The organism is Actinomycetota bacterium, from assembly GCA_030682655.1.
GTDB lineage: Bacteria > Actinomycetota > Coriobacteriia > Anaerosomatales > JAUXNU01 > JAUXNU01.
This window is the reverse complement of record JAUXNU010000064.1, coordinates 62,442-85,508: the sequence shown is the minus strand read 5'-3', so window position 1 is coordinate 85,508 and position 23,067 is coordinate 62,442. Positions and strand designations below refer to the sequence as shown.

General features: G+C 67.4%; 22 protein-coding genes. 6 read left to right on the top strand and 16 right to left on the bottom strand.

The genetic code is table 11. The annotated features are described in order from the left end of the window. Nucleotides 1-143 precede the first annotated feature (143 nt). From Q8K99_04265 to Q8K99_04250, 4 genes are all read right to left on the bottom strand, one after another. Nucleotides 144-2,594 carry an AAA family ATPase gene (locus Q8K99_04265; GenBank protein ID MDP2181767.1) on the bottom strand — a complete coding sequence of 817 codons (2,451 nt, stop codon included), beginning with the start codon at nucleotides 2,592-2,594 and terminating at the stop codon, nucleotides 144-146. Further along, nucleotides 2,591-3,841 carry a DNA repair exonuclease gene (locus Q8K99_04260; protein MDP2181766.1) on the bottom strand — a complete coding sequence of 417 codons (1,251 nt, stop codon included), beginning with the start codon at nucleotides 3,839-3,841 and terminating at the stop codon, nucleotides 2,591-2,593. The genes Q8K99_04265 and Q8K99_04260 overlap by 4 nt, the downstream gene beginning before the upstream one ends. Before the next feature lie 82 nt (nucleotides 3,842-3,923). After that, on the bottom strand, nucleotides 3,924-4,508 hold the full coding sequence (locus Q8K99_04255; protein MDP2181765.1) for a biotin transporter BioY: 585 nt from the start codon (nucleotides 4,506-4,508) through the stop codon (nucleotides 3,924-3,926). Nucleotides 4,509-4,612: 104 nt separating this feature from the next. Beyond that, complete coding sequence (locus Q8K99_04250; protein MDP2181764.1) at nucleotides 4,613-5,329, bottom strand: RDD family protein; 717 nt, start codon at nucleotides 5,327-5,329, stop codon at nucleotides 4,613-4,615. Nucleotides 5,330-5,408: 79 nt separating this feature from the next. Here Q8K99_04250 and Q8K99_04245 point away from each other — a divergent pair, with 79 nt between their 5' ends. Next, nucleotides 5,409-6,374, top strand: coding sequence for a stage II sporulation protein M (locus Q8K99_04245; protein MDP2181763.1), 966 nt, complete (start codon nucleotides 5,409-5,411; stop codon nucleotides 6,372-6,374). Here the strand turns inward: Q8K99_04245 and Q8K99_04240 are convergent. Further along, nucleotides 6,371-6,622: a hypothetical protein gene (locus Q8K99_04240; protein ID MDP2181762.1), complete on the bottom strand. Its 252-nt coding sequence runs from the start codon at nucleotides 6,620-6,622 to the stop codon at nucleotides 6,371-6,373. The two genes, Q8K99_04245 and Q8K99_04240, sit on opposite strands and share 4 nt — an antisense overlap. A 176-nt stretch (nucleotides 6,623-6,798) precedes the next feature. Here Q8K99_04240 and Q8K99_04235 point away from each other — a divergent pair, with 176 nt between their 5' ends. From Q8K99_04235 to Q8K99_04215, 5 genes are read left to right on the top strand one after another with little or no spacing between them, the layout of a single operon-like run. Then, a complete protein-coding gene (locus Q8K99_04235; protein ID MDP2181761.1) occupies nucleotides 6,799-7,902 on the top strand; it encodes an ABC transporter substrate-binding protein in 1,104 nt (367 codons plus the stop codon). 12 nt (nucleotides 7,903-7,914) lie between these two features. Then, entirely contained in the window at nucleotides 7,915-8,988 is a 1,074-nt protein-coding gene (locus Q8K99_04230; protein MDP2181760.1) for an iron ABC transporter permease, read from the top strand. A gap of 5 nt (nucleotides 8,989-8,993) precedes the next feature. After that, nucleotides 8,994-10,007: an alpha/beta fold hydrolase gene (locus Q8K99_04225; protein MDP2181759.1), complete on the top strand. Its 1,014-nt coding sequence runs from the start codon at nucleotides 8,994-8,996 to the stop codon at nucleotides 10,005-10,007. Nucleotides 10,008-10,029: 22 nt separating this feature from the next. Next, complete coding sequence (locus Q8K99_04220; protein ID MDP2181758.1) at nucleotides 10,030-10,539, top strand: AraC family ligand binding domain-containing protein; 510 nt, start codon at nucleotides 10,030-10,032, stop codon at nucleotides 10,537-10,539. Between the two features lie 6 nt (nucleotides 10,540-10,545). Then, entirely contained in the window at nucleotides 10,546-11,355 is an 810-nt protein-coding gene (locus Q8K99_04215; GenBank protein ID MDP2181757.1) for an ABC transporter ATP-binding protein, read from the top strand. Nucleotides 11,356-11,390: 35 nt separating this feature from the next. On the opposite strand, the gene Q8K99_04210 is transcribed toward Q8K99_04215, so the two are convergent. The 11 genes from Q8K99_04210 to panC all read right to left on the bottom strand — a co-directional run bounded on the left by Q8K99_04210 (nucleotide 11,391) and on the right by panC (nucleotide 23,066). Next, a complete protein-coding gene (locus Q8K99_04210) occupies nucleotides 11,391-12,737 on the bottom strand; it encodes a DUF58 domain-containing protein (GenBank protein MDP2181756.1) in 1,347 nt (448 codons plus the stop codon). Beyond that, the gene (locus Q8K99_04205; GenBank protein ID MDP2181755.1) at nucleotides 12,734-13,693 is read right to left on the bottom strand and encodes a MoxR family ATPase; all 960 of its coding nucleotides are present in this window, start codon (nucleotides 13,691-13,693) and stop codon (nucleotides 12,734-12,736) included. Before Q8K99_04205 ends, Q8K99_04210 begins: the two co-directional genes overlap by 4 nt. Continuing rightward, nucleotides 13,686-14,807, bottom strand: a complete 1,122-nt coding sequence (locus Q8K99_04200; GenBank protein ID MDP2181754.1) for a DUF4350 domain-containing protein — start codon at nucleotides 14,805-14,807, stop codon at nucleotides 13,686-13,688. Before Q8K99_04200 ends, Q8K99_04205 begins: the two co-directional genes overlap by 8 nt. Further along, entirely contained in the window at nucleotides 14,804-15,859 is a 1,056-nt protein-coding gene (locus tag Q8K99_04195; protein MDP2181753.1) for a DUF4129 domain-containing protein, read from the bottom strand. Before Q8K99_04195 ends, Q8K99_04200 begins: the two co-directional genes overlap by 4 nt. Then, entirely contained in the window at nucleotides 15,859-16,713 is an 855-nt protein-coding gene (locus tag Q8K99_04190) for a YciC family protein (GenBank protein MDP2181752.1), read from the bottom strand. Before Q8K99_04190 ends, Q8K99_04195 begins: the two co-directional genes overlap by 1 nt. Before the next feature lie 15 nt (nucleotides 16,714-16,728). Then, entirely contained in the window at nucleotides 16,729-17,697 is a 969-nt protein-coding gene (locus Q8K99_04185; protein ID MDP2181751.1) for a biotin--[acetyl-CoA-carboxylase] ligase, read from the bottom strand. Beyond that, a complete protein-coding gene (locus Q8K99_04180) occupies nucleotides 17,687-18,445 on the bottom strand; it encodes a DedA family protein (GenBank protein MDP2181750.1) in 759 nt (252 codons plus the stop codon). Before Q8K99_04180 ends, Q8K99_04185 begins: the two co-directional genes overlap by 11 nt. A 93-nt stretch (nucleotides 18,446-18,538) precedes the next feature. Then, entirely contained in the window at nucleotides 18,539-19,468 is a 930-nt protein-coding gene (nadC, locus tag Q8K99_04175; protein MDP2181749.1) for a carboxylating nicotinate-nucleotide diphosphorylase, read from the bottom strand. Further along, nucleotides 19,468-21,264, bottom strand: coding sequence for an L-aspartate oxidase (gene nadB / locus Q8K99_04170; protein ID MDP2181748.1), 1,797 nt, complete (start codon nucleotides 21,262-21,264; stop codon nucleotides 19,468-19,470). Before nadB ends, nadC begins: the two co-directional genes overlap by 1 nt. Next, nucleotides 21,257-22,186, bottom strand: a complete 930-nt coding sequence (nadA, locus tag Q8K99_04165; GenBank protein ID MDP2181747.1) for a quinolinate synthase NadA — start codon at nucleotides 22,184-22,186, stop codon at nucleotides 21,257-21,259. Before nadA ends, nadB begins: the two co-directional genes overlap by 8 nt. Before the next feature lie 19 nt (nucleotides 22,187-22,205). Continuing rightward, nucleotides 22,206-23,066 carry a pantoate--beta-alanine ligase gene (gene panC, locus Q8K99_04160; GenBank protein ID MDP2181746.1) on the bottom strand — a complete coding sequence of 287 codons (861 nt, stop codon included), beginning with the start codon at nucleotides 23,064-23,066 and terminating at the stop codon, nucleotides 22,206-22,208. Between the last annotated feature and the right edge of the window lies 1 nt (nucleotide 23,067).

Below are 23,067 nucleotides of genomic sequence, written 5' to 3'. Positions count from 1 at the left end.
GGCTGATGTGATCCGTGATCCTGGTTCCGACGGGCAGCTCCGCTACGGACCGAGGCATGAGCAGTCCTTTCTCACAGAAGAGGACGATTCTCTTGCTGGAGGAAGAGTATCACGTGGACTAGCTTAAGTGAACGGTATTGGCGCTAGCAGCGGTCGAGAGATACCTCCGTGCGACCCGGATCGACGTCGGCCAGAAGCGCAGCCGTCTCGGGGTGGCAGGTGAAGACGATGATCTGGCGCTGCCGGGCGACATCAACGATGGCCTCGGCAGCGCCACGCCGGCGCTCCGGATCGAAGTTGACCAGCACGTCGTCCATGAGGACCGGCAACCGGACCCCCACCTCACCCAACTGTGAGAGAAGTGCGAGACGCAGCGCCAGATAGAGCTGCTCGGCCGTGCCTCGCGACAGGTGGTCGGTCCGGCGTTCGTCGGCCGCGGAATCGAACACCGCGATCGGTGATGAGTCGAGCGGCACCTTGAGCCTCGGGTAGCGGTCGCCGGTGATCCGGGCGAAGATGCGCCCTGCTTCCCGGACGACCTCGGGCTGCTGCTCCCGCTCGTAGCGCTCCTGCGCGCGTTCGAGCATGCGCGAGGCGACAGTGTAGATGGCGTACTCCTCGGCGGATCGCCTGATGCGCTCCTCGGCGCCCGTGATGTCGAGACGCAGCGACGCCATCCCCTTCTCGCGCTCCTCACAGCGGACGCGCTCGGTAATGGCACTCGCCTCGCAAGTGAGAGCGTCGTTGCGGACGATGGCCTCGTCGGAAGCTGCGGAGGCGATGCCGACGGCGCCCTGCAGTGCGGCAGAATCGGTCACGCCGTTGCGGTCGAGCGCAACTTGCACGCGTTCACTGCTCGCGCCGATGCGCGTGCGAATCGCAGCAATGCGGGCAGCTGCAGACTCCCTCGCTCGTTTCAGATCTTCCTTCTCGGCAACGAGTCTGGCAGCTGCCTCAAGGGAGCTCCGGACACCGACCGCGCAGGCCGAGACAGTGTCGAGTGACGCGGGGGCACCGGTACCAAGCGGCTCGGCGACCGCCGCCAGGCGGACCCGGTATGTTTCGAGCCAGGCTGCTTCCTCGGCGATATCGCTTGCGAGGTTCTCCGCTTCGCGCAGTCTGCCGCGAACGTCCTTGAGCGCCGCGAGCAGTGTGGCCGCGGAGCCCGGATCGCCGACCGAGTCGGGGAACCCGCGGTCCCGAATCCATGCGGCCCACTCGGCACGCGCCGTCTGCAGCTCGCCGGCCGTGGCGTCGGCGGCATCGGCCGACACCGGCGCGGTGCCCGCACCCGCGCTCGCCCGACTGCGCGAAAGCACGAACGCAGCGCCCGCAACCAGAACAACGACCCCGAGCGCGCCGAGAGTGACGTCGGCAGACACCGTCGCGTACGCGGCGAGCAACAGTCCAAGGACTGCCAGAAGAACCGCTGGCCAAGGGGAACCCGCTGTTGGCCCGACGGCCCTGCCGCCAGCAGTTTCGCGGACCTCGAGAAGCCTGGACCGCAGGCTCTCGGTCCGCTCTTCGAGCCTCACCAGTCTGTCGCGACGGGTCTCGATCTCGGCGGCCGTCTGAGGCGAGATGTCCGCTGCGAGCGCCAGCTCCCGCGACATGCCGAGGTCCGCGAGCGCCGCAGACGCTTCGCGTTCGGCCTCGCGCAAGCGCGATTCCCGGTCGCGCACAGCACGAAACCGCTGTTCGAAGAGCGCCGCCTCGCCAAGGACGGCTTCAGCCTCGACCACAGGCGCCGACGCATCGCTCCCGGAGACGAGCGCCTCCGCAAGCATGTCCAACCGCGCAATCTCGCTGTCCGCCTCAGCAAGCTCCACTTCGGCGGTCTCGATCTCGCGCTCCCAGTCGCCGACGCGGCCTGCATCGAATGCGAGCGCACGGTGCCGCTCCAGCGCGGCGTCGCGCGCGGTGGTCGCCCGCTCGATCTCGGCGCGCAGTTCGCCGAGGTGCTCTACATCGGATGCGTACTCCTCGGCGGATACCTCCAGCGTGCGCACCCGATCGCGCATTTCGCGAATCTCGCCGAGGAGCGCGTTGATGGTCGGATTCTTCCCGCGCAGGGCGAACAGCTTGGCGGCGCGGTCGTCGACTGTGGCGCGAACATCCTGTGGGCTCACCGCGAGCCCGGCGCCAGCGGCGTAGAGTCGCGACACGATGTCGTCGTGGCTCCCCCGCATGCGCTCTATCTCGTCCATCTCGGCGAGCCCGAAACCGAACACCGCACCGAACGCCGCCTCGCTCACTCCGCGAGTGAGCTCCTCGGCCAGATCGGGACGCTCGGAACCGGAGAGCGTGCGCACCGCAAGCTGGCCGCCGCGGGGTCCCTCCGTGCGCTGAAGCACCCATTCGCCCTCCGGATCCGCGAACACGAGTCTGCCTTCGCGGGAACCGGCCGCCGAGACGTATGCGCGCGGCTTGGACGGCGTCGGGAACCCGTAGAGCACGTGGCGCACGAGAGTGGTGAAGCTGGTCTTGCCGGCTTCGTTGGGGCCGACGACCACCGTGAGCCCGTCGCCAAGGCCGTCGAGAGTCCTCCCGTCGACGCCCCCGAAGCGCACCGCCTCGATTCTGCTGAGCCTCATGAGCGGTCCTCTGCGGCATAGAGGAGGTCGAGACAGACATCTCGGGCCCGCTCGATGATCTCCGCGGCCGAGGAGTCGACCTCCAGACCGCGTGCGCGCTCGCGCAGTGGAGCCAGAACCTCATCGACGAGTGTGTCCGGATCGCCCGCCAACAGGTCGTCCGCCAGCTGTACGAGGTCTCCCGCGAAACCGCCACCCTCGCGCACCGCGGCCAGATCGATCGCCGGACGAGTCAGGTCGCGAGCGCGAGCGATCCACACCCACGGCTCGGAGGCCAGTTGCCCTTCGCTCACGTCGGCGATCAGCTCGCCGAGGAGCCCGGGCCTCGCGAGGTCCGCGTGAACCGGCCCACGGCCGGTGAGACCCAATCGCACGATGACCGGGCGTCCGCCCGCAGCTTCTCGCTGCCGCTCGCACGCGGCGCGCACGCCGGTGCGCAGTGCTTCGACATCGGCCATCTCGGACACGTCGATCTCGTCGCGTGCCCAGCGCACGGCGTCCGTGACGATGAAGCGTTCCTCGACGTTGCCGGGACCTATCGTGACGAGGTAGCATCCGTGCTCGCCGGCCTCTTTCGGACTGAGTCCTTGCGGGCTTCCCGCGTAGACGGCCCGCGGTTCGGCCGCGAGCCGGGTGTGCTTGTGGATATGCCCGAGTGCCCAATAGTCCATCCCTGCGGCGCGCAAGTCGTCGATGGAGCATGGGGCATAGGGTTCGTATTCCGGATCGCCTCCGACATTCGCATGGAGCACGCCGATAGCTATGCGGTCGGCGGGCTCACGCTTGTAGCCGGCGGCAAGATTCTCGGTGACCACCGCGGCCGCGAAACCGCGCCCGTACAGAGCGCAGATCGTCTCGCCGTCACGCTCGACCGTGAGCCGTTCCACACGGTCTGACGGAAACACGTGGACCGCGGAGGGCATCTCCAACCCCGCCGACCATCCGTTCGCCGGGTCATGGTTGCCCTGCAGGACGTAGGTGGGAATGCCGGCTTCCGCGAGTCGCCGCATTCCGACCTGGAACCGCAGCTGTGCCCGAAGGCTCTTCTCGCTGCTGTTGTAGGTGTCACCGGCAAGAACCAGGAAGTCTGCGTCGGCCTCGATGCACGTCGCGATCACGCGGTCGAACGCGATGTAGGTCGCCTCCATGAGCGCCGCACGAACCCGCTCGTCGTTCGCATCCACACCTGCGAAAGGCGCGTCGAGGTGCAGATCTGCAGCGTGCACGAACGTGACTGGCCGACCCACAGGGCCTCCTTGCCGGGGTCGCGTGACAGGTACACGACCATCTTAGAGGTAAGCTCTGACATCGCAACCGCGACTCGCGCGGTCAGGCAGCAGCGACCCCGGCCCGGCGCAGCGCGGACGCGACCCCGACCGCCACGACTCCCTTTGCGGCGTCGAGCAGCACAAACGGCGCGACGCCTGCGACGAAGGCCGGACCCCAACCCATTCCGGTGACGAGCGTGAGCTGAGCCCAGCCTGCGGCGTAGATCACGGCGATGCCGAGCGCCATCGCAAGGCCGTCGGCAAGCGGCTGGGCCGCCCCAAAGCGACCGAGACGCAACCTCACGCTCGAAACAACCGCTGCGGCAAAGAAGAAACCCACAAGGTAGCCCCCGGTAGGACCCAACAACGCGCCGAGCCCGCCCGTCCCTCCCGAGAACACCGGTAGCCCCGCCATGCCAAGGAGCAGGTAGACCCCGACGGACGCCGCGGCAGTACCCGGCGACAGCACGAGCCCCGCGAGAAGGACCACGAAGACCTGCAGCGTCACAGGAACCGCCCCGATCGGGAGGGTGATCCACGCCGACGCCGCAAGCAGCGCTGCGAGCAGAGCCGCCATAGCGATTGTGCGCGTACGGGTTCCCGCTGCGGGCGGGCGATCGACGGGCGCTGCGTATTCCTCGGCCATTGTGTGCTCCTTGTTAACTCGTATTGCGTTGTGAGGTTAACAGATACCGTGATGGGAGCTCCGTGTCAACCGGTGGATGACGCGGTGCAGCGCGCGGCTGCAGGCTACGACCCCGCCGTGAACCGCTCGCGCAACCCGGAGAGATCGGCCACGCGGCCTGCGATCGTCGGCTCGTCCCACGTGCCGGGCGCTTCTCCCCAAAGCCCCAACATAGCCACACCGACCTGGTAGCGAGCATCGGGCGTGAGCCCTGCCCTGCGCGTCAGGTACTCTACTGCCAAGGACTCCCGCTTGTCGGCTCCTAGGACCATGCCCGGCTCGTCGGGTTCTGCGATGACCACTGTACCTGCCGCCATGTCGCCGAGCCGCCGCGCGCGAGGGGACATCAGCAGACAGGCCACCCCTATAGCATACGTCCCCGGAAGCGCATCGACGATACGCACGACGTTGCGTATGACCGAGTCCAGGACACCGACACGGCTTCCGTCGTCGCGCACCACGCGGATGCGCATGCGTCGCTTGCCGAATGTGCGCCCGTTGCGAACGACTTCTCCGTAGATGAAGTAGCCCCAGTAGGTCACGAACAACGCTATCCCGAGAGCCGCGAGGCCCCAGATCGGGAGGACCTCATTCCAGCCGAAGACCCTGACGCCCACGAGCATCACGAGTGCACCGGCGACCGCCTCGGCGAGCATGAGAAGTCCGAGTATCAGCATGTCGAGCAGCGCGGCCGCGCCGCGGGAACCCACGCCTGCCAGCGGGTACGTCACCGTCACCGCTTCGGGAGTCTCGATCTCGAGCCTGCGTCCAAGCGCTGCCACCCATGCCTCCTGTCTCCTTGGCCATCATAGGGCGCGTGGGCGCACGCGTGCTAGCATGGACGCGCCTGAAAGGAGCGGCATGGACGAGCGGACCTTCATCGACGGCTCGCGCGAGACATGGGACCGTCTCGCCGAACTCACCGGTGCGGCCCAGCGGCGCGGTGTCGTGAGTCTTGGCGCCGAGCAGCTCCGCGCCATGTACGAGGACTACCGACGAACCGCCGCCGACCTCGCCTATGCGCAGACGCACTTTCCCGGCAGCGCGACGGAGGCGCACCTGAACGGCCTCGTTGGTTCCGCGCATGCCGGACTCTACGGCGAAAGCCCTCGCCGCATCGGCGCTGCCTGGGAGTTCCTTGCCCGCGGCTATCCCCGGCTCATCCGGGCCAACTGGCGGCCGATCGGGCTTTCGGCGCTCGTGTTCGGCGGGGCGTGCGTCCTTGGCTTCCTGCTGGTGTATGTGAACTACCCGCTCGCCCGCATCTTCATCCCCGAGATGCTCCGCGATGGCGTGGGCGACACGCTGAAGCAGGGCGGCTCGCTGGCAGACGTTTCGGCGAGCCTGGGACCGCTGCTGACCGCCGGCATCACCGCCAACAACATCCAGGTCAGCCTGCTCGCTTTCGCCGGCGGCATGACCTTCGGCGCGCTCACCGGCTACGCGCTGCTGCAGAACGGGCTCATGCTCGGCGCACTCGCGGGCGTGTTCACCCAGGCCGGAGGCGCGCTTCAATTCTGGTCGCTCATAGTGCCCCACGGTGCGCTTGAGCTGCCTGCGATCGTGCTTGCGGGTGGGTCGGGACTGATGCTCGCCCGCGCCTTGGTCGCGCCGGGTGACCTGCCAAGGAGTGCCGCGCTCAAGTCCGCGTCCGGCGACGCGGTGCGCGTGGTGCTAGGCGCGATCCCTCTGCTCGTGATCGCGGGTGCGATCGAGGGATTCCTGACGCCGGCACCGGTCGATCCCGTGCTCAAGATCGCGTTCGGCGCGGTCATGGCGCTGGCGCTCACGCTCTATGTGGTGCTGCCGGGAAGGTCGCAAGCCTAGACTCGCTCCACGACTGCCGATCCATCGACCGAGGGGCTCTCGACCACCGCGCCCGCTGCGGCCAGCTCCCTGGCAGCGTCGGTGAGCAGCATCGCAGCGCGAGCAAGTGCGCTCGACACGCTCGCGTCGCCGAGGTGCTCAGCACTGTGCTCAAGCTGATGAACCGCACTCTGCGCTAATCTGACGGTCATCTCGCCCTGTTCGATGGCTTGCTGCATCTGGCTCGTGTTCACGGAATTCTTGCACATGGCGGTCGGTCTCCTCTGCGTGTTACGCCTTTGCCATTCGTAGCACTATGGTATACCATTTCCACATTCGTGCTACGCGCACGACCGGCTCGAACATCCCGCTACCGCATCGTGGGCCACCGAGCACAGGGGGAAACCGGACGCCTTTGCAGGTGTCCTGACATCGAGGAGGGGCTATGTCGAAACGTCTCAGAAGAGCGTCGTTTGTCTGTATCGCACTGGTATTGCTGCTTTCTTCGCTTGCCATCACGGGGTGCACCTCACAGGGCGCCGAGAGCAGCGGCACCAAGGATGCCGAGGCGACAGACACCATCACGGTGCAAGACTCGGCGAATCGCTACGTCGAGGTACCGTATCCGGTCAAGAGCATCGTCGTGTTGTGGGACAACCCGACCGAGGAGCTCAAAGCTCTGGGCGCCATCGACCGCATCGTCGGTATCGACGAAGCCACTAAGGCCAAGGTTGACGAGGGGTACTACCCCGGACTGGCCGACACGCCTGTCGTCGGTTCGTCGGAAGAGCCGAACTACGAGGCCATCGCGGAGCTCGACCCCGACGTCGTGATTTGCCTGTCCTCATACCCGCCGCTCCCCGACGAGGTCCAGGCCGAACTCGAGCCGTTCGGCATCGCGGTCGTGAGTCTGGACTTCTTCCGCACCGACGTCTACTTCCGCGAGGTCACGACGCTGGGCGCCATGCTCGGCCGCGAGGAGGAAACCGCCAGCTACATCGACTTCTTCAGAAAGCCGCTCGACATGGTCGCCAAGCGCATCGCCGAAATCGCTGATGCCGACCGCAAGACGGTCTACTTCGAAGGCGCCGACGACTACGGTACCTACGGAGGCGCAGGCTACGGCTGCGGAATACCGGGCATGATCGTCTCCGGCGGCGGCGTCGACCTGTATCCGGAAATCACCGCCGAGTGGTTCGAGGCCGACCCCGAAGACATCGCCGAGCGCAATCCCGACTTCATCATCAAGGGTCAGAGCGGCGGCTACTTCCTCGCCGACGACACCGACTTCAAGGCCGTCCACGACGCCATCATGGCGCGACCGGAGCTTGCCGCCAGCACCGCGGTGACGCAGAACCAAGTCCACGTCATGTCCTTCGACGTCAGCGGTGGCGCTCGCAAGAAGTTCGGGCCGATGTTCATCGCCAAGATCCTGTACCCCGAGACGTTCGAGGATTTCAATCCCGAGTCCGTGCTCAAGGAGTACTACGAGAAGTACCTCGGCCTCGAGTGGCAGGGCGTCTACACGTACCCGGCCATCAACCAGTAGATGCGTGACGAGATGACAGCGGCCTCGACCGAGCGAAGCGTTCGGGACCAATACTCCCGATCGATCGCGCGGCGACTGCTGATCGTCTCACTTGGCTGCGTCGTGCTGATCGCGCTGGCCGTGATCGCCCTGTGCATCGGTTCCGCCGACATGTCGGTCGGCGCGGTACTCCGTGCACTGGCGACACGGCTGGCGCCATCGGTCGGCGCTTCGCCGTTCGATGAGTCCGTCGTGTGGGAGTTGCGACTGCCCCGTATCGTCATGGGGATCATCGGAGGCGCCGGGCTTGCGGTTTCGGGCGCCCAGATGCAGGGCATCACGAGGAACCCGCTCGTCAGCCCCTTTACCGTCGGCATCTCCGCCGCCGCCGCGTTCGGCGCGTCGGTGGCGATCATGTTCGGTTTCGGGTTCGTCGGCGTCGGAACGTTCGCCATCGTCGGCAACGCATTCCTGTTCTCGATGGTGTGCACGCTGCTCGTCTTCGGCCTGGCACGCATGAAGGGAACGTCGCCCGAGACGCTGATCCTCGCCGGAATCGCGCTCTCCTATCTGTTCAGCGCTCTCACCTCGATCATCCACTTCTTCGCATCCGAAGAAGACCTGATGGCGATGGTCCACTGGACGTTCGGGACCCTTACCGGCGTGAAGTGGTCTGAGATCGCCATCGTCGCAGCGGTGATGGTGGCGTGCGTACCCGTCCTCATCAAGTACTCGTGGGACATCAACGCTATGACGCTCGGCGGAGACGACGCGGCTCGCTCGCTCGGCGTCGACACGACACGGGTGCGGATCGTGAGCCTTCTGCTCTCTGCACTCATCACTGCCACGATCATCTCGTTCACCGGCATCATCGGGTTCGTGTGCCTAGTGGCGCCACACATCGCCCGATACCTCATCGGCGGCGACCACCGGTTCTTGCTGCCGGCCTCGTGCATCGTGGGCGCGATCGTGATGGTCGCCTCGGACACCGTGGGACGCACCCTCATCTCGCCCATTATCCTGCCCATCGGCATCGTTACCTCGCTCGTGGGCGTCCCACTCTTCTTGTACCTGCTACTGACCCGTCGGCAGAACTATTGGGTGTGATGCGAATGCAAGAACGAGTCATCACATTCGCAAGCGGCGAGCTGACGCTCGAAGGCGTCTTGCGAGTGCCTGAGCACGCAGACGGTCCCACGCCGTGCGTCCTGCTCATCCACGGTTCGATGGAGCAGGATCGCGACGGCAACATGCTGCCGGCCCGCCACGGTCGGCGCGAGGTGCCTGCGCGCAACTTCTTCGTACACATCGCGAGCCGCCTGTGCTCGGCAGGGTATGCGACCTTCTCCTACGACCGCCGGGGATTTGGCGCGAGCGATGGCAAACCGGGCGATTACTTCACCGACGTCGACGACGCGATCGCCGCGCTCGAAACGATCGCCGCGCAGCCCGAGGCCGACCGTGACCGAATCGCCGTCTTCGGCCAAAGCGCGGGCGTCTACACCTCATCACTACTCGCCGAACGCTCGAAGCTGCCCGCGATCTACATCCTGAGCGGCGGGCTGTTCAGCGAGTACCGCGACATGATGAGCTTCAACTACCACCGCGCCCGCGACTTCGCGCTGCGAAGCCCGGAGCATCTCACGTGGGCCGAGGAGCACGACCCGCGGGGCCTTGCGCTCGGCATGCAACTCGACGACATGTTCCGCGCGATCGAGGACGGCCGCGAGGAGTACGTCATCGCGTACGGGGGCCAGTCGTGGGCCGTCAGACTCGACGCGCGCGTCTACGCCGAGGAATGGGCTCCGGCGCGTCAGTTCCGACACATCGATCGGCCCACGCTCGTGGTGCACGGCGAGAACGACCTCAACGTCCCGCCGCGGGACGCGCTGGGGATCGTCGAGACGCTGCGCCGCCGAAACGTGCCCGTCGAGCTGGCGATGATTCCGGATGCGGATCACTCGTTCCAGCACACGCCTCCGGACTACGAGACCCGCGTCCGTGAACGGATGTCGCTTGCCAGCTTCGAGCGCCCGTATCGCGAGGAGTACTTCGACTCCATGATCGACTTCCTCGGCCGCAGGTTCGGTGCAACCGAAACGGCCGGCAGTTCACTACCCGTCTGACATCCGGAAAGGACCGACTCCGATGCTTGAGACCAAGACCAGCGCCCTAGCCGAGTACACGACCCGCATGGCTCAGGTGGACATCGTCGATTCCATCGGCGGGCTGCCTGGAGTCGACACCCTTGAGGGGCGAATCGGCCCCATCATGAGCGGCAACCTGGGCTCGGCCCACTACATCAGCATGCAGCCAGACCTGTACTGCCCCGCGCACGTTCACTCGACCGAGAGCATCATCTTCACCGTACGAGGACAATGGGTGCTGTGCAGCGAGGGGCAGCGCCACCATATGAGGCAAGGCTCGATCTTCTTCATGCCGCCGGACATCGAAACCGGCTACGAGGTTCCCTTCGACGAGCGCGCCGTACTGCTCATCATGAAGTTCGAGGGCTCGATGGACGCTGACGAGTTCCTGGAGTATCTGGAGGGGCTCCGGAGCCGGCTCGAGGAGCGGCATGACAACGGCGAGCCATTCCTGCTATCGGAACTGCCCGAGGAGCACGACGCCCGCCGGTTCGCGGCGTCGCTCGGCTAGACATCGATGCTTGAGCTCAAAGCCGTCGGATTCGAGTACAAGGGGGGACGCCGGGCGCTGTCCGGCGTCGACCTCTCGCTCACGTGCGGCGGCATCGTCAGCATCGTCGGACCGAACGGATCGGGGAAGACGACCCTGTTGCGGTGCATCGACAACCTGATTCACGCGGAAGGTGAGATCCTGCTCCACCGCCGGCGCATCAGCGACATGTCGAGGCGTGAGGTCGCCCGGTCGATCGGCTACGTGCCTCAGAGCTTCGCCGGCTCTTTTCCGGTCACGGTCTTCGACATGGTGCTCCTCGGCAGAAAACCGTACGTTGGGTGGAGTCCATCCGACGCCGACCTTCGGATCGTGTCCGAGAACATCGCGAGTCTGGGACTTGGCGAGTTCGCGCTGCGTGACGTCAACCAGCTCAGTGGCGGCGAGCGCCAGAAGGTGCTGATCGCGCGGGCGCTCTCTCAGCAGCCCGAGATGCTGCTGCTCGATGAGCCGACCAGCAGCCTGGACATACGACACCAGCTCAGCGTCATGCGTCACCTGCGCGAGATCGTGACGGGCAAAGGCCTGCTCGCCTTGCTTGCGATTCACGACCTGAACCTCGCCTCGCAGTACTCGGACTACGTCGTGATGATGCACGACGGCCGCGTCTATGCGCAGGGCACGCCCGACCAGGTGTTCACGCGCGAGAACATCCAGACCACCTACGGGGTCGACGTCGCGATACACCAGCACGGGGATATCCGGCACATCGTGCCAGTCGAGGCGCACGCCGCGGCGATCATGGCGCACACGTCATCCGAGGAGCCGCACGCCTAGGCGTGCGGCGGGCCTGCGAGCTCGCACACGCCTCGCTACAGCCGCCCGCGCGCCTTGATCTCCAGGTAGCGGTTGACCGCGGCGACCGAAAGCTCCTCGGGGAAGACATCGAGCACGAGCGAGCCCCGTGCGCGCAACAGGCGGACCGCTCGGGTCTTGTCGTGCAGGAGGTCCTGGGCGACCGCCGCCCGCATCGCGTCGCTCTCGACGTCCGCGTGTGCCGACGCGATCCGCTCCACCTCCTCGTTGCGCTGCGTGATCACCAGCGGCAGGTGCCGCGGTGAGAGCGTCGAGAGCACGCCAAGGAGCCGCCTGGACGGGTCGGTCCCCACGAGCTCGGTGAAGAGCACCACGAGCGAGCGCTTGCCTACACGCGCGGCAAGATAGCGCAGCGCGCCAGCGTAGTCGGGCTCCTCCACGCGCTCCTCGACGGAGTAGAGCGCCTCGAGGATCGCCAGGAACTGGCGATGACCCTTGCGCGGCGGCAGGTACGTGCGTACGTCCCGACCGAAGACGAGCAGTCCCACGCTGTCCCCCATGCGTGTGGCGAGGAACGCAAGCAGCAGCGCCGCGTTCACAGCGCGGTCGAGCTTGGAGAGTCCGCCAACCTGCGCCGTCATGAGCCGTCCGGCGTCGATCGCGAGCACCACGGTCTGGCTGCGCTCAGCCTCGAACTGCCGCACCACCGGGCGTCCTCGGCGCGCAGTGGCCTTCCAGTCGATGTCACGGTACGAATCGCCGGGCGCGTAGTCGCGCAACGACTCGAACTCGGTCCCCCGACCCGCGAATCGCATCGCACGCACGCCGATCTCATGGAGCGCCCCGCGCCGGGCCAGGAGCGAGTAGCGCTGCACGGCGGTGATGTCGGGGTAGACGCGGATCTCCTCGGCAGATCCGATCGTGAGCTGGCGACCGGCAAGGCCGAGCGGACCAATCAGGCGAACGCCGATGCGATCGAACGCGTAGGCGCCCCGGCGCGGCGGCACAAACGAGAGCTCGACCTCGGCGCCGTCGTGGAGCGCGATCGCAAGCGGCCCGAAGGCGCGCTCGCCCACGAACTCGGGCGGCGGCGACTCGCGACCGGAGAGGCGCGCCGGGTGCGCCGATGAGTTGCGGATGTGCAGCACTACGCGGTTCGGGACGCCGATGGAGTACTTCGCGGGCCCGCTGCGCTCGATCGCGAGATCGGCGGTAGCCGGCGTCGCGGCGATGTCGCGGCGCACCGCGACCGCGAGCGCCACGAGCCACGCGAGCGCGACCACCCACGCGAGCGCGCCCGGCAGCATCGCGACGACGAGCGCCCCGACGGCGAGCGCCAGCCCGAGCCGCGGCGTCAGCCGCACCCCACCAAGCCTGCCAAGGATGTCGCGTGGCGAGATCACCTGGGTACGGGCACCCGCTCGATCGCGTCGCGCAGCACCTCGTCGACGCCCACGCCCTCGATCTCGATCTCGGGCCGAAGCAGCACGCGATGGCGAAGGCACGGCAGCGACATCGTCTTGATGTCGTCGGGAGTCACGAACGCGCGATCTTGCAGCAGCGCATGAGCCTTCGCGGCCACAAGCAGGCTCACTGCGGCCCGGGGACTCGCGCCGAGCAGGATCGAGACGTGGTCGCGCGTCCCGCGTGCGATGGCGCGCACGTACTCAACGACCGAGTCGTCCACGACGACTGCGGCGAGCTCCTCACGCGCGGCGTCGATATCCGCAACGCCTGCCACGGCCCGCAGCCCGAGCGAGGCGAGGTCGGTGTGCTCGGAGCCGGACGCGTGGCGGCGCAAGATCTCGGTCTCCTCGGCATCGCTCGGGTACTCCACGACGACCTTCTGCTGGAAGCGGTCGAGTTGCGCCTCGGGCAGCGGGTAGGTGCCCTCATACTCGATCGGGTTCTGCGTGGCGACGACCATGAACGGATGTGGCAGTGGGTGGGTGACGCCGTCGATGGTGACCTGTTCCTCCTGCATCGCTTCGAGGAGCGCGGCCTGCGTCTTCGGGGGCGTGCGGTTGATCTCATCGGCCAGCACGATGTTGGCGAACACCGGGCCCTGGCGCAGCGAGAACGTGCCCCGCTCGGCGTCGTAGACATTCGTGCCGACCACGTCGGCGGGCATCATGTCCGGGCTGAACTGGATGCGCTTGAACGACGTATCGATCGCCGCTGCCAAGGACCGCGCCAGCAGCGTCTTGGCGGTTCCCGGCACTCCCTCGACGAGTACGTGCCCGCCGGTCACGAGCCCGATGAGCAGGCTATCGACGAGCCTCGCCTGGCCCACCACCGCCTTGCCGACCTCGGCTCGCACCCGCTCGGCGAGTTGCATGACCTTGCCTGTATCAGCCATCTCGTCCTTCGACCTCCCGTCGCGCCCGCGTCAGATCGCGGGCGATCGCCACGAATTCCTCTTTCGTCATCTCGGTGCCAGCCGCACCCGCCGCACGTTCGAGCGCGGCCGCGGCGTCAGGGTGCCGGGACCGGCCGGCCTCGACCGTGCCGTATCTTTGGGCCAGCACTTCTCGCAGTCCTTCCGCGAGCGACAGAAGCGCCGAGGAGCGCGCACCCGCCTTGCGGTAGAGCTCCGCCAGCGCACCGATGTAGGCCCCCGTGCGCGCGGGTCGGCCTTCTACCGGAGCGATGACCGGACCCCGCCGCTGCGCGGCCGCCAGCAACAGCACCGCCACCGCAAGCGCGGCAAGCACGACTGCGGCCCGGCCACCGCCTCCGAGTCGCTCCCACGCTCCGCCACCACGCACGAAACCGTGATGGTACTCGTCGAACCAGACCGGGCCTGATTGCGCGACGAGAAGCGTCGCGAGCCGCGCGTTGTCGCGCTGGCCGATGCCGGCATTCGCCAGCGGCCATTCGCTCGACAGCCAGACGACCTCGCCCGCGCCATAGACCCGTGAGACGAGCACCTGCCCGGACATGTCCTTCATGTGGGTCACCCACGATGCGTCATCGGCGAGGATACGGTCGGGGCCAACCGACACCTTCTTCACGCCCCGCGCGTACGCCGAGGGCTGGAGCGGCACCAAAGCGGCTGCATCCCCCCGTGGACCGGTACGCACGCCGATCGGCTCGCCGCGCAGCACATCGCGGGCGTGCGGGCCGGCGAGCACGAGCCGCCCGCCGTCTTCGACCCACCGTGCGAGTCGGCGTCCGTCGCCGGGCGTCGGTTCAACCTCGAGCTTGCCGGAGGCCACGACCACGATCGTCCCGGTCTCCGGCAACGAGTCGAATCTCTGGAGCGTATCCGCCTCGATACCGAGCTCGCGCAGATACGACAGCAGGACCAGCGTGCCCTCGTCCTCGGCATCAAAGGTCGAGCCGGCCGGCGATGACACGAGGTAGTAGTCCTTGGACAGCCCTACCACCACCGCATAGGCGACAAGCAGCAGCACCGCGGCCGCCATGAACACGAGCGCCCGTGCATCGAGCCTGCCAAGGAGCCTCCTCACGTCGCGTCACCACCCTCCGGGCGCAGGGCGGCCAGTGCCGATTCGTATGCTGCACGCGCCTCTTCGTAGCGCTCGGCGTCGGGATCCACATGCCCGTAGTACGCAGTCTCGAACGCCACCGCGAGCGTCCGGAGCTTCCCGTGCGCCCGCGGCGCGCTCGCGTTCACTTCCGCAAGCAGCTCGGCGTCAGTGCGCGTTCGCGTCTGCACGACGACGCCCGCCTCCACGAGTGCTCGTGCTGCGCCGCCGAATAGCGCGCGGACGGCTTCGCGGAATAGTCCGCGCCCGGCGAGCTCGTCCGCGTACGCGAGCGCGTCGGCCGGAAGTCCCTCAGCGGCGGCCACGACCGGACCGCCGACGGCCCGGGTGCCGCCAGCCGGCTCCAGCGTGGCAGCCGCAGCCCTGGCGCGCAGCAGTGCGCGAACGAGCGTCCAGCCAAGGAAGGCGAGCAGGACCGCGAGGAGCACGACCATGCCGGTCGAGAGGATCGTCGCCGTGCGGGGCGAGCCCCCTGCCGATGCCCACCACTTCTGGAGGACATCGAGCAGCCGCTCGACGATCTTGCCAACGATCTCTGCTAGCGGCGAGCGCGAGGGCACGCGCTGTGCGGCGATGATCTTCTCGAGAGTCTCCCGGTCCTCGGGCACCCCAGCCCCTGGGCCGCCGAGCGATGCCTCGAGCGACACGAGGTGGCGCCGCATCTCATCGGCAAGGTCGGCGCGGTCTTCGGGGTTCTTGGCGGCGTCGAGACGGGAGACCAACGTGCGCAGAATCGAGTTGTCGGCGACGACCTTCTGGCCATCGACCTCGACCGGAAGCGTGATGGGGAGCAGCGTGTTGACGTCGGCGGCAAGCTCCGAAGCGGTCCGGGAGTCCATGGATCGGTCGCGAGCGACGTCGATGTCGTCGATCGCAGCGCCGACCCGGGACCGGTACTCGTCGGCAGGTAGCACGCGTTGGGCCGCAGGGGCCGGAGCCGCCAGCGCCAGCATGCATGCGAGCAGGCACGCGAGTGCACCGGTGAGGACGCCTGCGCGCTCCCGGGTGACCATCAACGGGACTCCTCGGCCAGCGCACGGGCCCGGGCGACCATGTCCATGCCTTCACGCCGCGCACGCACGTCGAGATAGAAGCAGTACCAGGCGATCCGGCTGAACGGGTAGACGAGCGATATCGCAAGCGCCGTGAGCAGTCCTTCGATGAACTTCCAGCCCGGAGAGACTGCCGCGAACAGCGCATCCGGATTCTGCAGGCCCTCGACTATCTGACGGATGAATGCCGGCGAATCCACGGCGGTTTCGAGCACGAACGTGAACACCGAGAGCAGAAGGAAGAACCTGATGATGCGCCACGCGTTCCCACCGGCGAGTGCGAACGACCGCGAGAACGCGCGACCGACCGATGCTTCCTCGGCAACGGTGATGATCGGGGCGAAGGCCAGGAAGACGGCCACCACGATGCCGGGAACGAGAAGAAACAGCAGCCCAAGCCCGGCCAGCAAGCTCACGAGCCAGGCTGTGAGCCCGTACATGACGAGCCGCATCAGGCGCAGGCGCAAGAGCTGGCGCACCGTCGGGCGCTCGCCGTACATCATCGCCGGCAGCCAGGAGTAGATCGCGACGGCGATGTAGAGCTGCGCGATCCAGAACGCCGGCGACACGCCACTCGAGAGCAGGGTCCAAACCTGCAGACGGCTCAGTTCGCCCGGCGTCGAGGACTCGAGGAAGGTCGGGATGATCGCGAGGAGTCCCCGCGTGTAGAAGACCTGCGCCACACCCATGAGCAACGCGAACGGAAAGATCACGGCGAGGGACGAGAGCGTGATCGTGCGGAAGTTGGCGCGGTAGATGTCGAATGCCTGATCGAGGACGCGCCCGAGGTTCTTCGGTGAGAGATCGGGCGCCACGCGTGTCCCTCCGTGTCAGTCGAGGCTACTACCGACAAGTGTAACGTCGCCCGCGGCGACCGCGACGCTCCCTCGCGAAGTCTCCACCACAAGCCGTCCAAGGTCGTCGATCCCGCTCGCGTGCCCGGTGGCTCGTACGCGACCTCCGACGTCGCAGACCTTGACCTCGCGGTCCGCGAGAACGGACCTACTCCCGTATTCTCGCGCGAGACCCCGAAAGCCCTCAAGCTGGAACTGAGCGTACACCTCTGCGAGCTCGCCAAGGACCGCCGCCGCCACCGACGCGGGCGTCGCTTCGCCCACGACATCGCGGACGTACGCCGCGTCCTCGCGCGCACCTTCGTCGCGCAAGACATTGACGCCGATCCCGGCCACGACCCACTCGACCCGGTCCGACTCCGCCGATATCTCGATGAGCACGCCGGCGACCTTGCTCCCGGACAGCCAGACATCGTTGGGCCACTTGAGGCCGACGTCACCGGCACCGAGGGCGTCGAGCGCTCGCGCTATCGCGATGCCCACCGCAAGCGGCAGAGGTGCAAGCTCACCGAGGGATAGTCCAGGCCTGAGCAGCGCGGACAAGTAGGCTCCCCCGCCCGGTGACTCCCACATGCGGCCGAGCCTGCCCCGCCCCGCCGTCTGCCTGCCCGCGACCACGACCGTGCCCTCGTCCGCTCCTTCGCGAGCGAGCAGCTTGCAGTCGTCGTTCGTGGAGCCGGTCTCCGGTCCGCCCTCCAGTCGCGTCCAAAGCTGCGAGTCCACGAGTGGTCTCAACTCGCCCGGCAGCAGAAGATCCGGCACGCCAAGGAGAACGTATCCTCGGCCAGGCTCGCCCTCGATCCGGTAGCCAAGGTCCCGCAGCGCGCAGACATGCTTGGAGACAGCCACGCGGCTCACCGCGAGCTCTCGGGCGAGCGCCTCGCCCGAGACCCCCGCTTCGCCTGCGGCCTTGAGCGCGGCGAGAACATCGTCCCTACGGCTCATCGAACGCTTCGTCCTCCTCGGCCAGCTCATCCGGCTCGGGACACCCGGACTCGTGCAGCTCCGCGCCATCGAGCAGAGAGCGGACGAGTTCGGCCTCCTCGGCGGCCTCATCGAGCTTGCGGTCGAAGAACGCACGACGCCCGTACCAAAGCGCGAACAGGAACAGCGCGAAGATCGTGAGCCCGACGTAGCCGATACTGCGCGCAATCGCCAGCGCGCGGTCGAAGTTGTTGCCCACGAAGTAGCCGATCGCGCACATGAGCGACGTGTATGTGATCGCGCCAAGGATCGTCCACCCCTGAAAGTACGCGAGGTCCATCTTGGAGACGCCGGCGATCATCGGCACGAAATTCTTGAAGCCGGCAGCGAAGCGCGAGATGAACACGGTCTTGGAGCCGTGCTTGTAGAAGTACGCCTCGGCCTCCGTGATGCGCTCCTCGGAGATGCGGAAACGGCGCCCATAGCGCAGCAGCGCGTCCTCGCCGCCCCGTCGCCCGATGAAGTAGCTGATGTTGCTGCCGACCGTCGTGCCGACCACTGAGACGATCCACACGAGCGGCAGGGACAAGCTCCCCTGCGCGGGCGTCGACAGGAACGCCGCCGCCATCACGACGGTCTCGCCAGGCGTGAACGAGCCGATGACGAAAAGGTTCTCAAAGATAGTGAAACCGAATACCAGCAGATAGCCGTGAGAATCCAGCATGCCAAGGAACCAGTCGAGAGCCGCGATGCCGGTGATGGGATGCATCAGAACGCCCGCCTCGGGCTGCGCACACGCGCTTTGGCGGCGTGCAGGGAATGCATGAATGCGACGCCGCGCGCAGGAAACACGCCGTACCCCTCAGTCAGATTCTGCCGGTTTCATCTCATCCAACCCGAAGTCGAGCGGAGGCGCAAGGGTCAGCGCACTCGAAGACACGCGGTCCACCCTCGCCTCGCGCAGCGCTGCAAGCCGCTCGAACGTGATTCCCCCGGAGGCTTCGGTCTGGATCTGGCGACCGGATTCGGCGGCAGCTCCCTCCACTGCGGCGACGGCACCGGTTAGCGCCGCGTCGTCCATGTTGTCCAGCAGCACGATATCGGCCCCGGCTATCGCCGCCTCGCGAGCCTGTGCGACCGTGTCGGCCTCGACCTCCACGACCAGGTCCGGGAAGCTCGCGCGCGCGGCAGCCACCGCAGCTGCGATCCCGCCCGCGTGACGGATGTGGTTGTCCTTCACGAGCACCATGTCGTACAGACCCATCCTGTGGTTGACGGCGCCGCCCACCCGCACTGCGTATTTCGACAGCGCGCGCAGGCCCGGCAGTGTCTTGCGGGTGTCCACGACAGCGAGCGCGGTTCCCGCCTCCGCCTGCCAGCTTGCCGCGGCGGTTGCGATGCCCGAGAGCGTCATGAGGAGGTTCAACGCCGCGCGTTCGCCGGCCAGCACAAGGCGCGCGGAGCCTTCCACTTCGAGGACGGCGGTGCCCGCCGCGACCGCGGCACCCTCCGCTACAAGCGGGAACACCTCGATGGCCTCGGAGAGTCCAGCCGCCCGGGCAAGCATCTCCCACGCACGTTGAACCGCCGGTAGGCCGCAGACAATCCCCGCCTGCCGCGCCACGACCGTCCCCCGAAATCGCGCATCTGTTGCGAGCACCGCCGCTCCGGTGACATCGGCGGCCAGCAGCCCGGGCAGCTCCGCCCCGCCAAGGAGCCCCTCGGCGGGCACGCCGAGGTCCTCGGCGAGTGATGCCGCGATGACGTCGTCGAGGGGCGGAAGGTCGAACATCACGGCATCCCCGGCGTCGGGGTCGAATCGACGACGGGGGTCGCGTCCTCGGCCTGAGCCGCCTCCGGGACCGGCGGGACGTACGGACACTCCGTGGCCTGCCGTGTCGGCGCGAGACGCGTCTGGCGGCCCCGGCACCACACCAGATGGGCGGCCCAGTTCTCGTCGTCGCGGTCGGGGAAATCCACCCGGCTGTGCGTGCCACGGCTCTCCGTGCGCACCCACGCCGCGTGTGTGAGAAGCGTCGCGATCGTCACCATGTTCTGGAGCTCGAGTTCGGCGGGACGCTTGAGCGACACGCCAAGGAGCCGCGTGAGCCCTTCGAGGATGTAGGCCGCCTCGGCGAGCGATCCGTCGGAGCGCGTCATGCCGACGAACGCCGACATCGCAAGCTGGAGCGTGTCGCGCGCCCGGTCGACCGTGAAGGCGGCGCTCGCCTCGGCCTCACCTGACACGACGCGCGCGGGCCGCATGGGTGCGCTTTCGCTCTCAAGCGCGCGGACGATGCGCCTCGACAGCACCAGTCCCTCAAGAAGCGAGTTGCTGGCGAGACGGTTCGCACCATGCAGGCCGGACGAGGTCACTTCACCCGAAGCATAGAGACCTGCAAGCGAGGTTCGCCCGTCGACGTCCACCCGCGCGCCACCGATCATGTAGTGCGCCGCCGGTGCCACGGGAATCAAGTCCGCCGAGAGATCGTAGCCCACCTCGGCGCACTTCTCCCAGATCGTCGGGAACCGCGTGCGCAGGTAGTCGGCGTCGATGTGGCGCGCGTCTAGCCACACGTTCGGGCGGCCGCAACGCGCCATGACCTTCTCGATCTCGCGGCTGACTACGTCTCGCGGCGCCAACTCGGCAAGCTCGTGCACTCCCACCATGAACCGCTTCTCGTCGCAGTCGAGCAGATAGGCGCCTTCGCCACGCAGCGCCTCGGTGATGAGGAACTTCGGGCTCGCCTCGCTGTCGAGCGCGGTCGGGTGGAACTGCACGAACTCGAGGTCGGCGATCTCCGCGCCGGCGCGCCACGCCGCCGCAATGCCGTCACCCGTAGCGATGGTCGGATTCGTGGTCACGCGGTAGATCTGACCGCAGCCGCCGGTCGCCAGAATGACCGCGTCTGCCCAGTAGACCTCCGGCTGACGTGAGGCGGGGTCGTACACGAGCGCTCCGACACAGCGATCGCCCGCGGTCAGCAGGTCGATGAGGAAGCGCTCTTCGAAGACCTCCAGACCGCTCGCGTTTCGCATCATCGCGGTCAGGGTGTCTTGTACCGCCGCGCCGGTCGCGTCGCCGGAGTGCAGCACACGAGGCAGTGAGTGTCCTCCCTCGCGAGCGAGAGCGACCTCACCTCCTTCTCCGAGGTCGAAGCGCACACCCATCGCACGCAGATCCCCGAGCGCCTCGGCGGCCTCCCCGACGACCGCTCGCACGACGTCCTCATCGCACAGTCCTTGGCCGACCACGAGGGTGTCAGCGAGGTGCAGCTCGACAGAGTCGGCTTCGCCCACCGCGCCGGCGATCCCGCCCTGCGCATACCAGGTGTTCGTCTCGCGCACGCGGGCCTTCGTGACGAGCGCCACCGTGCGCGAGCCACACGCCGCGAGCGCTGCTGTAAGCCCGGCGATGCCGGAGCCGATGACGAGCACGTCGGACTCGTGTTGCTGCAGGTCGTCCGTGTCGAACTCGATCAGGTAGCGGCGCCCCAAAGCCTCCGGCAACACGCCCGGCACGGGCATGCGCGCAGGACGCGGTTCAGCTCCACCGCCGAGATCTTCATGTCGGCCGCGTTCAGCCAATGGCCACCATCCGCTCCACAGCCGAGAGGGCACGCACGCGTGTCTCCTCGGCCACTTCGATTTCGCCCGTCGCCTCGCGCAGGCAGTCGCGAACCTTCTCGAGCGTCGTCAGTTTCATGTTCGGGCACAACATCGGAGGCGAAAGGCTCACGAACCGCTTGCCGGGCGCAGCCTTCGCGAGCGCGTGGATCAGCCCCTCCTCGGTTATCACGATGAACTCGTCTGCCGAGGAGCCCGCCGCGTAGGCGAGCATCTGGCTCGTGGAAAGCACCGCATCTACGAGGTCGATGACTTCGGGCCTGCACTCCGGATGCGCCATCGCGAGCGCGCCGGGGTGCCGTTCACGCGCCGCCACGACCTGCTCGGCCGTTACCTGGTCGTGGATGGGACAGTAACCGGCCCAGGGTATGACCTCGATGCCGGGAAGCGACCGCGCGACCCAGTTCGCGAGGTTGCGATCAGGGCCGAATAGGACGCGGTCCGTGCCGGTCTCGTCCACCAGGGCGCGCACGACCTGGACCGCGTTGGCGCTCGTACAGCACACGTCCGTGAGCGCTTTGACCTCGGCGGTCGAGTTCACGTAGGTCACGACCGGCACACCGGGGTTCTCCTCGCGCCAGGCCGCCAGCTCGGGTGCGCTCATCATGTCGGCCATGGGACACCCCGCGCGGGGTTCGGGCATGAGCACGGTCTTGGCCGGCGAGAGGATCTTGGCTGTCTCGGCCATGAAGTGGACGCCGGCGAAGATGATCACCGACGCGTCGACAGAAGCCGCCTGGCGCGATAGTCCGAGCGAGTCCCCCACGAAGTCGGCGACGTCCTGGACCTCGGCACGCTGATAGTTGTGAGCGAGCACAACTGCGTCGCACTCTGCCGCAAGAGCGCGGATCTCGTCGTGCAGTTCTTGCGGGTCGAACACCATGCGGCTCCTCTCGGGGCGTCTATACCCCGATGGCGGGGGGTGCGAGCGCGGCGTTGTCGATCAGCCGGGTCGTGCCGACCCGTGCAGCGATGATAGCGCGTGCGGGCCGGTCGATGCGCGCGAGCGGCTCGAGTGTTGCCGGATCGACCACCGCAGCGTAGTCGAGAATGGCCAGCGGCCGGGATGCTATCTCCGCGCGCATGAGGTCCTCGACCGCCCGGACGTGAGTCTCCCCCCAGGCCACAGCCCGCGCCGCAGCCTCAAGCGCCTCGCCCAGTGCGACCGCCTGCGCGCGCTCATCGGCAGACAGGTAGGCATTGCGGCTCGACATCGCCAGCCCGTCGCGCTCGCGCACGATGGGGCAGCCGACGATGGTGACCGCCATGTCGAGGTCGAGCACCAGCCGTTCGACGATCTTGAGCTGCTGGTAGTCCTTCTCGCCAAAGAAGGCGAGGTCGGGGAGGGCGATGTTCAGCAGCTTCGCCACGACGGTCGCGACACCGGTGAAGTGACCGGGCCGGACCGCACCTTCCCAGCGCCGCGCAAGCGCGCCAGGGTCGACCGTCACCGTGGCGTCCGACGCATACATCACACCGGCGCTCGGCACAAAGACGAGGTCGACGCCCTCAGCACCTAGATTCGCAAGGTCGTTGTCGAGGTCGCGAGGGTAGGACTCGTAGTCCTCGCCAGGGCCGAACTGCGTGGGGTTCACGAATATCGACACCGCGACGAAATCGGCGCGCTTGCGGGCTGCCTGCACGAGCGACAGATGCCCATCGTGCAGCGCGCCCATGGTGGGCACGAACCCTACGCTGAGCCCCTCGTGCTTCGCTTCCACGACAGCCTGGCGTGCCTCAACGGGGGACGCAACACGCTCCATC

Coding starts and splice junctions, on each gene's coding strand:
- Q8K99_04225 (MDP2181759.1), top strand. CDS start 8,994: ATGCAAGAACGAGTCATCACATTCGCAAGCGGCGAGCTGACGCTCGAA.
- panC (MDP2181746.1), bottom strand. CDS start 23,066: ATGGAGCGTGTTGCGTCCCCCGTTGAGGCACGCCAGGCTGTCGTGGAA.
- Q8K99_04185 (MDP2181751.1), bottom strand. CDS start 17,697: ATGAGCCGTAGGGACGATGTTCTCGCCGCGCTCAAGGCCGCAGGCGAA.
- Q8K99_04220 (MDP2181758.1), top strand. CDS start 10,030: ATGCTTGAGACCAAGACCAGCGCCCTAGCCGAGTACACGACCCGCATG.
- Q8K99_04235 (MDP2181761.1), top strand. CDS start 6,799: ATGTCGAAACGTCTCAGAAGAGCGTCGTTTGTCTGTATCGCACTGGTA.
- Q8K99_04215 (MDP2181757.1), top strand. CDS start 10,546: ATGCTTGAGCTCAAAGCCGTCGGATTCGAGTACAAGGGGGGACGCCGG.
- Q8K99_04205 (MDP2181755.1), bottom strand. CDS start 13,693: ATGGCTGATACAGGCAAGGTCATGCAACTCGCCGAGCGGGTGCGAGCC.
- Q8K99_04195 (MDP2181753.1), bottom strand. CDS start 15,859: ATGGTCACCCGGGAGCGCGCAGGCGTCCTCACCGGTGCACTCGCGTGC.
- Q8K99_04245 (MDP2181763.1), top strand. CDS start 5,409: ATGGACGAGCGGACCTTCATCGACGGCTCGCGCGAGACATGGGACCGT.
- Q8K99_04255 (MDP2181765.1), bottom strand. CDS start 4,508: ATGGCCGAGGAATACGCAGCGCCCGTCGATCGCCCGCCCGCAGCGGGA.
- nadA (MDP2181747.1), bottom strand. CDS start 22,186: ATGGTGTTCGACCCGCAAGAACTGCACGACGAGATCCGCGCTCTTGCG.
- Q8K99_04230 (MDP2181760.1), top strand. CDS start 7,915: ATGACAGCGGCCTCGACCGAGCGAAGCGTTCGGGACCAATACTCCCGA.
- Q8K99_04180 (MDP2181750.1), bottom strand. CDS start 18,445: ATGCATCCCATCACCGGCATCGCGGCTCTCGACTGGTTCCTTGGCATG.
- Q8K99_04240 (MDP2181762.1), bottom strand. CDS start 6,622: ATGTGCAAGAATTCCGTGAACACGAGCCAGATGCAGCAAGCCATCGAA.
- Q8K99_04265 (MDP2181767.1), bottom strand. CDS start 2,594: ATGAGGCTCAGCAGAATCGAGGCGGTGCGCTTCGGGGGCGTCGACGGG.
- nadC (MDP2181749.1), bottom strand. CDS start 19,468: ATGTTCGACCTTCCGCCCCTCGACGACGTCATCGCGGCATCACTCGCC.